Raw genomic sequence first — 9,647 nt, forward strand, 5'->3', positions numbered from 1 at the left:
GAACCGCGTCAGCCGCGCGGAAACGGCCATGCGCGGTGTTCGCCGTTGACCTGCCCCGAGCCGTTGCCGCTGTGCGAGGCGGGCGCCAGTTCGGTCGACAAGGTCGCCGGCGCCGCCACCGCGCCGCCCTCGTTTTCCCAGCGGCTCAGCTCGCGCGCCGGTGAGACCTGGCCCGTGCGCTTGTGTTGCACGTAGCGAACCGCCAGGAAGCCGCCGATTGCCATCAATGCGCCAAAAAAACCAATTGTGGGTCGTGTCATCATGAACTCCTTGGATCGTGATGCGGATGAATGCAGCCGTGCCAAGCGTGCGCCACGCCTTCCGGCGAGCCGATGCGAGCGCCGCTCGCTGCGCCGCGTCTAACGCGCGACCAGCACGCCGAGCAGAAAACCGGTGCCCGCCGCGAGCGCGAGCGAGCGCCACGGGTTATGGCGCACATAGTGCTCGGTGCTAACCGCCGCCCCGCGATACCGGCGATGCACGTTGCGTTGCGCATCCCCGAGCGCCGATTGCAGCGTTTCCACGTGCGTGCCGAGCCGGCCGCGCAAGGCGTCGACGCCTTCGCCCGGCACGTTGGCGGCGAGCCGCAGCATTTCCTCCGAGTCCCTCAGCAGCACCCGAAGATCCTCGACGATCTTCTGTCCGCCGAGTGCAAGTTGTTGTGTGGTGTCAGTCATCGTTCACTCCTCGTCTGATTCGGCGTTCGTGCGTTGCCGCGGAATCGGTGCGTCGACCGGTGCAACAGTTCGGGCTTCGGGCGCACGATGCGGGTTGCCGGTTTGCGCTGGCCGGCGGCGCTGCGACGTAGCCGTCAAACCTCGCACGACTCGATCAAACGGTCAATGATGCAATGCATGTGCCCGGTATATTTACCGCTCCAGCGCGCTGATAAAACCAATTTCGCGCACTTTCGACCGATTGCGCGCACGGCTGTTTCAGTGGCTGCCAGTTCGATTGCCGGAATCAGTGTCGAAGTGGTTAAATCGTCTTTTATGAGATAGTGGCTGTACGGTCTATCGCATTCAAGGCCTGCGCGCCGCAACACGAACTCCATTTGCACAGGACTTCCCTTTTTATGGCGTCAATCGATCTGGACTCGCCCACCGTGTCCGCCGGTGGCAGTGCTTCGCCACAAGCGAAGCAGCGCGTCGCGGACGCCGTCGCGGGACTGAAATCGTACGGGCTGCTGTACGGCTCGTCGCCGGTAATGCTCGATCTGTACGAACAGATCGAACGCGTCGCGGATACCGACGCGACCGCGCTGATCATCGGCGAATCGGGCACCGGCAAGGAGCTGATCGCCCGCACCATCCACGAGCGCAGCGGCCGCAAGGACGGCGCGTTCGTCGCCGTGAACTGCGGCGCGATTCCCGACGAGCTGATCGAAGCCGAACTGTTCGGCCACGAAAAAGGCAGCTTCACCGGCGCGGTCCAGGGCCGCGTCGGCTACTTCGAACATGCGAACGGCGGCACGCTGTTTCTGGACGAAATCACCGAAATGGCGCCGGTGCGCCAGGTCAAGCTGCTGCGCGCGCTCGAAACCGGCACGTTCTATCGCGTCGGCGGCAACGAGTTGATCAGCGGCAACGTGCGCGTGATCGCCGCGACCAATCGCGACCCCGCCGTAGCCGTCAAGGAAAACGGCTTGCGCGAGGATCTGATGTACCGGCTCGCGGTGTTTCCGCTGCGCGCGCCGCCGCTGCGCGAGCGCGAAAACGATCGCGAGCTGCTCGCGCAACACTTCCTCGCGCAATTGAATCAGCAGGAAGGCACCAACAAGAGCTTCAGCAAACGCTCGATCGAAACGCTGCGTTCATGGTCGTGGCCGGGCAACGTGCGCGAGTTGAAGAACGCGGTATATCGCGCGTTCATTCTCGCGGAAAAGACGGTCGAATTGCCGCATCCGCATCTTGCGTCGCGAGTCAAGAAAGCGGTCACGCAAGGCGACGCGATGAGCGTGTGGATCGGCACGCCGCTCGCCGACGCGCAGAAGCAGATCATTCTCGGCACCCTCAAGTACTGCGGCGGCGACAAGCGACGCGCTGCCAAAGCGCTCGGCGTGAGCCTCAAAACGCTGTACAACCGGCTGAGCGCATACGGCGACGAAAGCGGGGAAGACGAAGCCGACTCATAGGCACGGTGCAACGCGAGCCGTCCGCCGATGGCGGCGGCCAGCTGTTGCGCTGTTCGTCATGATCCTTTCGCCGCGCGTTTCGCGGCACCGAATTCACGTGCTCAACGTCTCACGCCGACGGCAAATTCACCTGATGTCCCCAATACCTGGCAGAGCCAGGTAAGCCCGCCCATGCGACAGAAAACATCGCAGCGCACGATGTTTTGCAATTTCTTGCATTTTTTCGCTGCCAATTACAAAACGCATCCTGCACAATGCGGCTGCGTAATGAACGACGTGTCCTTCGTTTACACGCGCGAAGCGTGAACGCAGGCACCTGTACGGGCGGGGACGGGAGAAATGCAAAAGAACATGGTGTGGGCTGTCAACGCGAAGTCCGTTGTCGCTGGCAAACGCCCCCACGTAACAGCGCTGATCGCGCTGGCGCTGGCGGTTTCGTCGGCAATGAGCGGCTGTAGTTCGTTGTACACGGAAGGCGCGGTCGCGGGCGCCGGTGTCGCGGGCGCCGCGGTCGCCAACAAGGTCACCAGCAATGCGGCGGTCGCGACCGGTATCGGTCTTGGCGCGGTCGCCGCTGCGCGCGCCGGTGTGCAGTACTCGGAGCGCGTGGTTCACACGAATACGCAGAACAGCATCGCGCAGGCGGCCGGTCCGCTCGAGGTCGGCGCGGTCGCCCCGTGGAGCATCACCCACTCTTTCCCAATCGAAGACGACGAACACGGCCGCGTGACCGTCAGCCGTCTGATCAGCACCGGCCCGCTCGACTGCAAGGAAATCGTCTTTTCCGTCGATCAAAACGCAACGCGCGACAAGCCCGCGAGCAGCGCGTTCTACATCGCATCGGTTTGCCGTGATGGTAAGGACTGGCGTTGGGCATCGGCCGAACCCGCCACCGAGCGCTGGGGCGCGCTGCAATGAAATTACGTTCGCTCGGCGTTCCGATGGGTGATCGGATGCGGCTCATCGCGGCCGGCGCGCTATGCGTCGGCGCGAGCCTGCTGGCGAGCGGCTGCGCGTCGATCGGCGCCGCGAGCGGCGCGGCGGCGGGTGTCGCGTCGGGCCTCGTGACCAGCAATCCGGCCGTCGCGCTCGGCGTCGGCGTTGCCGTGCAGGCCGCGACCGACGAAGCGGTCGCGCGCTACATGCGCAGCATGCACAAGGATCAGCAGGATCTGATGGCGGCGCTGGTCGGCACGATGCCGGTCGGCGAAGCGAAACCGTGGTCGGTCAAGCACACCTTGCCGATCGAAAACGGCCATGGCGAGGTGCGCGTGACCCGCGCGTTCAGCTCGGCGCTCGCGCTGTGCAAGGATTTCGTGTTCTCGGTGCAGGACGGCGACGGCCCGAACGCGCCCGAGAGGTGGTTCACGGCGAGCGCGTGCCAGCAGGACAAGGGTTGGAAGTGGGCCACGGCCGAGCCGGCGGTTACACGCTGGGGCAATCTGCAATAAAAAAGCGGCGAGGTTTTCCTCGCCGCTTTTTTGTCTGAACCGCAGTCGTTTCCGCGGCAACCCAGGCTTAAGACTCCACGTCTTCCAGACTGAAGATTTCGGTCTGGTCGTTATACGAAAAGATCTCGCCGTAACGGCCCCAGTTGATGACCGCGTCGAGCGTCTCTTCCGCCGCGCTGTCCGACAGGAAGTCCTCGAGCTCCTGCTCGAAACGCACGCGCGGCGCGCGATGTCCGGGCCGCTCGTTCAACACCTTCTTGATCCGCGCCGCGAGCGGCACGTGCCGCAGCAGATGCTCGGCGAACATCATCTTCCGTTCCTGCGTGCCGAACTCGGAGAACACGCGCGCCGGCGGCGTCAGGAAAATGTCGCCCTCGCGCACGTCGGCGAAACCGAGGTGCTGCAGCACTTCGGCAATCGGGAACAGATCGTCGACCTCCAGATGCAGCGAGCGGGCGATTTCCGGCATGTCCGCGCGGCCGTGATACGGCGCGGCGGCGAGCGTTTCGATCAGACCGGCCATCAGGTTGGTCGACACATGCGGCAGCCAGCTACCGAGCTCCAGCCCCTTCTTGGTCTTTTCGTCGGTCTGACGCGCGGTCATCTTCGCGTAGATCTCGTCGACGAGGCGGCGGAATGCCGGGTCCAGACGGTTGCGCGGATGCTTGAACGGCACCTTGATCTCGGCGATCACGCGGCCCGGGTTCGACGACAGCACCAGAATGCGGTCGCACATGAACACCGCTTCCTCGATGTTGTGCGTCACGATCAGCACCGCCTTGATCGGCATGCGCCCCTGCGTCCAGAGATCGAGCAGGTCGGTACGCAGCGTTTCGGCGGTCAGCACGTCGAGCGCGGAGAACGGCTCGTCCATCAGCAGCAGCGTCGGATCGACGACGAGCGCGCGCGCAAAGCCGACGCGCTGGCGCATGCCACCCGACAACTCGCGCGGATACGCGTTTTCGAAGCCGTCGAGGCCGATCAGGTCGATCGCGGCGAGCGCGCGCGTGCGCCGCTCCGACGCACCGACGCCTTGCGCCTCGAGACCCGCTTCCACGTTCTGCAGCACGGTCAGCCACGGAAACAGCGCGAAGGTCTGGAACACCATCGCGACACCCTTGGCCGGGCCTGCGAGCGGCTTGCCCATGTACGTGACTTCGCCGTCGGTCGGCTCGATCAGACCGGCGATGATGCGCAACAGCGTCGACTTGCCCGAGCCCGAACGGCCAAGCAAGCCGACGATCTCGCCCTCGCGCAGCGACAGATTCGCGTCGTCGAGGACGAGCAGTTCGCCCTGCGTCTTGTTGAAGCCGCGGCACACGTCCTTCACGCGCAGGATTTCCTCGCCGAGGCGCGGGGGCTTCGGCGGCGTCTGGATCGGCGCGGCGGTCATAGCAGCTTTAGGATTTTGCATCGCGTTAAGCCTTCATTTCTCAATCTAGACGGAGCTTGCCTTCGGCGTAGGCGTACATCGGACGCCACAGCAGACGGTTGAACAGGGTCACGAACAGGGACATCACGGCGATGCCCACGATGATCTTCGGATAGTCGCCCGCCGCGGTAGTCTGCGCGATATAGGCGCCGAGGCCATGCGCGGCGACCTTGGTATCGCCCCACTGCACGAACTCGGCAACGATGCTCGCGTTCCACGCGCCGCCCGACGCGGTGATCGCACCGGTCACGTAGTACGGAAAAATGCCCGGCAGCATCGCCTGACGCCACCACTGCCAGCCGCGAATGTGGAAATTCTTGGCCGCCTCGCGGTAGTCGTTCGGATACGAGCTTGCACCTGCAATCACGTTGAACAGGATATACCACTGCGTGCCGAGCACGATCAGCGGCGACAGCCAGATGTCCGGATTCAGGTGAAAGCGCACGATCGCGATCACGAATACCGGAAACAGCAAATTCGCCGGGAACGCCGCGAGGAACTGCGCGAGTGGCTGCATCTTTTCCGCGAGCGCGGGGCGCAGGCCAATCAGCACGCCGACGGGCACCCAGATCACGGAAGCGATCGCGATCAGCACGACCACGCGCAGGAGCGTGATCAGGCCCAGCACGAACACGTGGCCGATCTCGTCGAGCGTCACGCCGGTCCGCACATACAGGAACACGCGATACACCACATACACCGTGGCGAGCAGCACGATCGCCGCCCAGATGAAGTCGCCGAGCTTCGAGTTCTTCTCGCGCTGCGGGATGTGAAAGCGCGGCGCGCTGAACGCCGGCAGTTGGAAGCGCACCCGAGCCGCGCGCGCGAACATCCAGCCGAGCGGCACGAGCAACCGGTGAATCAGCCGCGTGCGGCGGATCAGGTCGAGCAGCCACGATTGCGGCGCATCGCCCGAACTCGTGAACTCCATGCGGAACTTGTCCGCCCACGCGACGAGCGGACGGAACAGCAACTGGTCGTAGGCGAGAATCACGACCGTCATCGCGAGGATGACCCAGCCGATCGCGTGCAGGTTCTTGTCGCTGATCGCCTGCGCCAGGTAGGCGCCGATGCCCGGCAGCGTAACCGTATGATTGCCGACCGTGATCGCTTCTGAAGCCACGACGAAGAACCAGCCGCCCGACATCGACATCATCATGTTCCAGATCAGGCCGGGCATCGAGAACGGCACTTCGAGTTTCCAAAAGCGCTGCCATGAAGTCAGATGAAAGCCGCGCGAGACTTCGTCGAGATCGCGCGGCACCGTGCGCAGCGACTGATAGAAGCTGAACGTCATGTTCCACGCCTGGCTCGTGAAGATCGCGAAGATCGCGGCGAGTTCGGCGCCGAGCACGCGGCCCGGGAACATCGCGAGGAAGAACGTGACCGTGAACGAGATGTAGCCGAGCACCGGCACCGACTGCAGGATGTCGAGAATCGGCACCAGCACGAGACCGGCGCGGCGGCTCTTGGCGGCCAGCGTCCCGTAGACCAGCGTGAAGATCAGCGACGCGACCATCGCCGCGAGCATGCGCAGCGTGGTGCGCATCGCGTACTCGGGCAGGTTGGCCGGATCGAGCGAGATCGCCTGCGTCTTTAGCGTCGACATCGGCGCGAGCGTCTCGTGAAAGCCGATCGACGCCATCGCGATCAGGCAGATGATCAGCGGGAACGCGACGAAGTCCCAGCGGTTGGGCAACACGCGCCATGCCGATGCATTGGCGGTGCGCTTCAGGTTGAAGCTGAAATCCATCAGATGCCCTCCCTCTTCAAACAGGCATTCGAACGCTCGAAGGAGGCCGCGGCTGCTCCGCGGCGGTCTATGGGTCGGTCCGGAAAGCGGAAATCAGGCATGGCAAAACGCGCGTGCGTGGTAAATCGTTAGCGTTGGAGACACATGGTCCGGCAATGGACTGGTTCGTGAACGCGTCGCCCACGGCCACAACCATCACGCCGAACTCCTGTCGCCGCGGGCGCCGCCCGAGGGCTGGCGGGCTTTCCTCGTTTTGGACGGCACGACACTACACCATCCCATGTTTCAGGCACAACCTTTCGCCGCAAATTGCGATACGGCCTCGCGAGGCCGTGGCGTAAGGCTTCAGCAAGCCCCGGCACGCGTCGCCGCGCGCACTGTACCCTGCTGCCGCGTGCTTCAGCGTGACACGTCGCGAGGCCGTCTCGCGGCGTGGCGCGCAAGCCACATCGGCGCGTCGCCCCGGCCGTCGTCGCTCGATCGCTTCATTGGCCCGCACAGCTATCAAGAAAGCGGCGCGGCTGCCGTTAAGAACCTGATCGGCGCGGCATATGCGGGCGGCATCCCTGCAATAACGGTGGCATCGTGCCCCGCGACGGTTAAAATCGGGAAACGACGTACCTGTTTATCAGCGGATCATCCCGGGCATGGCGACGGCGCAGCGCACGTCGCTCGCGACGGGACAAAACCGCAGCTGATGCAGATAACGACACAGCGTTGAGAGCGCGCTGCCCACGAACGAGCAAGTTGCATGTCACAGCCAGACGGATCAGAGGGTCGATGAACAGGACAACCTTGCGCCAGGTAGCCGGGCCGGTCAGCTTCGTGCTGATCGTACTCGTCTGCTGGTTCGTGGCTGGCATGGTCGCGGACCGGATGGTACAGCAAGAGCTGGACGCGGCGTTGCACACGCAGCGGCAAATGTCCACGTCGATCGTCGACAACATGGCTGAAGTGATTGCCAGCGACCTCGCGATGTCCCGCGCCATCCCCGCAACCATGGCCGAAATGGACGTGGTCCAGCGTGCCCTCGTGCAATCGCAGAATTATGCCGTGAACAGCGAGGCGGCGGAACCCGCCTTGCGAGCCGCCTTGCTCAAGGATCCGAAGATGGCCGGGGTCAGCAGGTTCCTGCACGAAGCGCAGGGCTTCTCCGGGCTCGATCAGGTCTGGATCGTCAACGCGAACGGCATCTGTGTTGCGTCGAGCGGCACGATGTCGAACCCCGAGGGTGCGCAGCAATCGTTCGTCGGCGTGGACATGCGCGCGCGCGGCTATCTGACCAACGCGCTGCTCGGCGCATTCTCCGAAGCCTACGGCGTGGGTCGCGCGAGCGGCGAGCCGGGCATCTTCATCGCCGCGCCGGTGTACGCGGACGGGCTGCTGGTCGGCGCGGTGGTCGCGAAGGTCGGCATCGCGCGGTTGCGCCATTGGGTCGCGCACGCGGGCACCTTCGTGTCCGACGACAACGGCGTCATCATCATGGCGCACAACAGCGCGCTCGAAGGCCACGCGTTGCCGAACTCGCGCGTCACGCTGATGAGCCCCGCCGAGCGGCGCATCATCTACCGCCGGGAGACGTTCCCCGACATGCTGATCCGCGAAGACACGCAAGTGCGTGAGCAGGCGCCGTGGGTGCCGGCGTCGGTCGCCGCGCAGCTGTTCGGCATGATCGAACAGCCGGCCCCGGCGCTCTATCAGAACCGCGGCGGCCTGAACTCGGGGCTCTCCGCGCACCTGGTCGATCCGCTCGCCGCGTGGCCGGAGCTGCTGCGCAACCACAAGCGCGACCACCTGCTGGTGTTCCTGACGCTGGCCGGCACCGTCGCGCTCGCGTGGGTGATCACCGTGTCCTACGTGCGCGAGCGGCGCCACCATCGCGCGACACGCGATCTCGCCGAGCAGTTGCAGTCGGCCAATACGCTGCTGTCGGCGGAGGCGCGGCACGATGCGTTGACCGGCGCGCTGTCGCGGCGCTATTTCCTCGACCTGCTACGCCACGAGATCGATCGCGCGCACGCGGGGCGCGAGCCGCTGTGCATGGCGATCGCCGATCTCGACCACTTCAAGCAGATCAACGACCGCTTCGGCCACGCCGCCGGCGACCGCGCGCTCGAACATTTCGTCGATACGTGTCGCGCCGAGCTGCGTGGCTCCGACGCGGTCGGCCGGCTCGGCGGCGAAGAGTTCGGCCTGCTGCTGCCGGCCACCGATCTGAGGGGCGGGCGCGAAGTCGTCGAGCGTCTGCGGCTGCGGTTGAAAGCGGTGCCCTCGCCGAAGCTGCCGGCCTCGGCGGGGCTGAGCGTGAGCATCGGCATCACCGAACTGTCGCCCGACGATCTGCCCGAGCGTCTCATGAGCCGCGCCGATACCGCGCTGTATGCGGCGAAGACCGGCGGGCGCGACCGCACCGAAGCACTGCCGCCCGACGATACGGCGCCGCCTACGCGCACCGCGGTGAATGCCTGGTGAATGCCTGACGCTCGCCGAAATATTCAGCGCGCGACGGTATCGCCCTCTCCGCTCAGCCAACCCACGCCGACACCCTGCCCCGCGCTGAAAACGACGCCGAGCCTCCCGCAACGAAGCAGGTATCATCAATCCTGATATCGGATTGTCACTACCGCACTAACGGGAGATTCGCATGAAGGGAAATCTGGTGATCGTCTGTCGCGATCACGACGCTGATGCTTTCGACCATCTGCTCGCCGAATACGGCGCGTTCCAGACGCGTCTGTCGTCGACCGCGTGGTATTACCGACAGTAGATCGTTATGTAGAGTAGCAACGTCAAACGCATCGTGAGAAGGCATCAGGTTTGAACAACTGCACATAAAATTTCATGATGGGCTCCTGGCGGCCATCGGGATCGCCTTTG

9 protein-coding genes are annotated in these 9,647 nt (G+C 64.6%); 5 read left to right on the forward strand and 4 right to left on the reverse strand.

Annotation, left to right across the window (positions count from 1 at the left end; translation table 11 throughout):
* Positions 1 to 8: 8 nt before the first annotated feature.
* Both F6X39_RS22675 and F6X39_RS22680 read right to left on the reverse strand, forming a co-directional pair.
* Positions 9 to 260, reverse strand: a complete 252-nt coding sequence (locus tag F6X39_RS22675) for a hypothetical protein (protein ID WP_184021408.1) — start codon at positions 258 to 260, stop codon at positions 9 to 11.
* A 99-nt stretch (positions 261 to 359) separates the two neighbouring features.
* The gene (locus tag F6X39_RS22680) at positions 360 to 677 is read right to left on the reverse strand and encodes a YqjD family protein (RefSeq protein WP_187618190.1); all 318 of its coding nucleotides are present in this window, start codon (positions 675 to 677) and stop codon (positions 360 to 362) included.
* A 398-nt stretch (positions 678 to 1,075) separates the two neighbouring features.
* On the opposite strand from F6X39_RS22680, the gene F6X39_RS22685 reads away from it, so the two are divergent.
* The 3 genes from F6X39_RS22685 (at position 1,076) to F6X39_RS22695 (ending at position 3,585) form a co-directional block, all read left to right on the forward strand.
* Positions 1,076 to 2,134 carry a sigma-54 interaction domain-containing protein gene (locus tag F6X39_RS22685; RefSeq protein ID WP_187618191.1) on the forward strand — a complete coding sequence of 353 codons (1,059 nt, stop codon included), beginning with the start codon at positions 1,076 to 1,078 and terminating at the stop codon, positions 2,132 to 2,134.
* 339 nt (positions 2,135 to 2,473) lie between these two features.
* Positions 2,474 to 3,052, forward strand: a complete 579-nt coding sequence (locus F6X39_RS22690; RefSeq protein WP_187618192.1) for a hypothetical protein — start codon at positions 2,474 to 2,476, stop codon at positions 3,050 to 3,052.
* The gene (locus F6X39_RS22695) at positions 3,049 to 3,585 is read left to right on the forward strand and encodes a hypothetical protein (RefSeq protein ID WP_187618193.1); all 537 of its coding nucleotides are present in this window, start codon (positions 3,049 to 3,051) and stop codon (positions 3,583 to 3,585) included. The genes F6X39_RS22690 and F6X39_RS22695 overlap by 4 nt, the downstream gene beginning before the upstream one ends.
* A gap of 67 nt (positions 3,586 to 3,652) precedes the next feature.
* Here F6X39_RS22695 and F6X39_RS22700 read toward each other — a convergent pair whose 3' ends face one another.
* Both F6X39_RS22700 and F6X39_RS22705 read right to left on the reverse strand, forming a co-directional pair.
* Entirely contained in the window at positions 3,653 to 4,999 is a 1,347-nt protein-coding gene (locus F6X39_RS22700) for an AAA-associated domain-containing protein (protein ID WP_026225663.1), read from the reverse strand.
* A 19-nt stretch (positions 5,000 to 5,018) separates the two neighbouring features.
* Positions 5,019 to 6,770: an ABC transporter permease gene (locus F6X39_RS22705; protein ID WP_187618194.1), complete on the reverse strand. Its 1,752-nt coding sequence runs from the start codon at positions 6,768 to 6,770 to the stop codon at positions 5,019 to 5,021.
* Positions 6,771 to 7,550: 780 nt separating this feature from the next.
* On the opposite strand from F6X39_RS22705, the gene F6X39_RS22710 reads away from it, so the two are divergent.
* The gene (locus tag F6X39_RS22710; RefSeq protein WP_187618195.1) at positions 7,551 to 9,242 is read left to right on the forward strand and encodes a sensor domain-containing diguanylate cyclase; all 1,692 of its coding nucleotides are present in this window, start codon (positions 7,551 to 7,553) and stop codon (positions 9,240 to 9,242) included.
* A gap of 172 nt (positions 9,243 to 9,414) precedes the next feature.
* The gene (locus F6X39_RS36935; protein WP_262414780.1) at positions 9,415 to 9,537 is read left to right on the forward strand and encodes a hypothetical protein; all 123 of its coding nucleotides are present in this window, start codon (positions 9,415 to 9,417) and stop codon (positions 9,535 to 9,537) included.
* The last annotated feature ends 110 nt before the right edge of the window (positions 9,538 to 9,647 follow it).

This window comes from Paraburkholderia sp. UCT2 (assembly GCF_014397665.1).
GTDB lineage: Bacteria > Pseudomonadota > Gammaproteobacteria > Burkholderiales > Burkholderiaceae > Paraburkholderia > Paraburkholderia tuberum.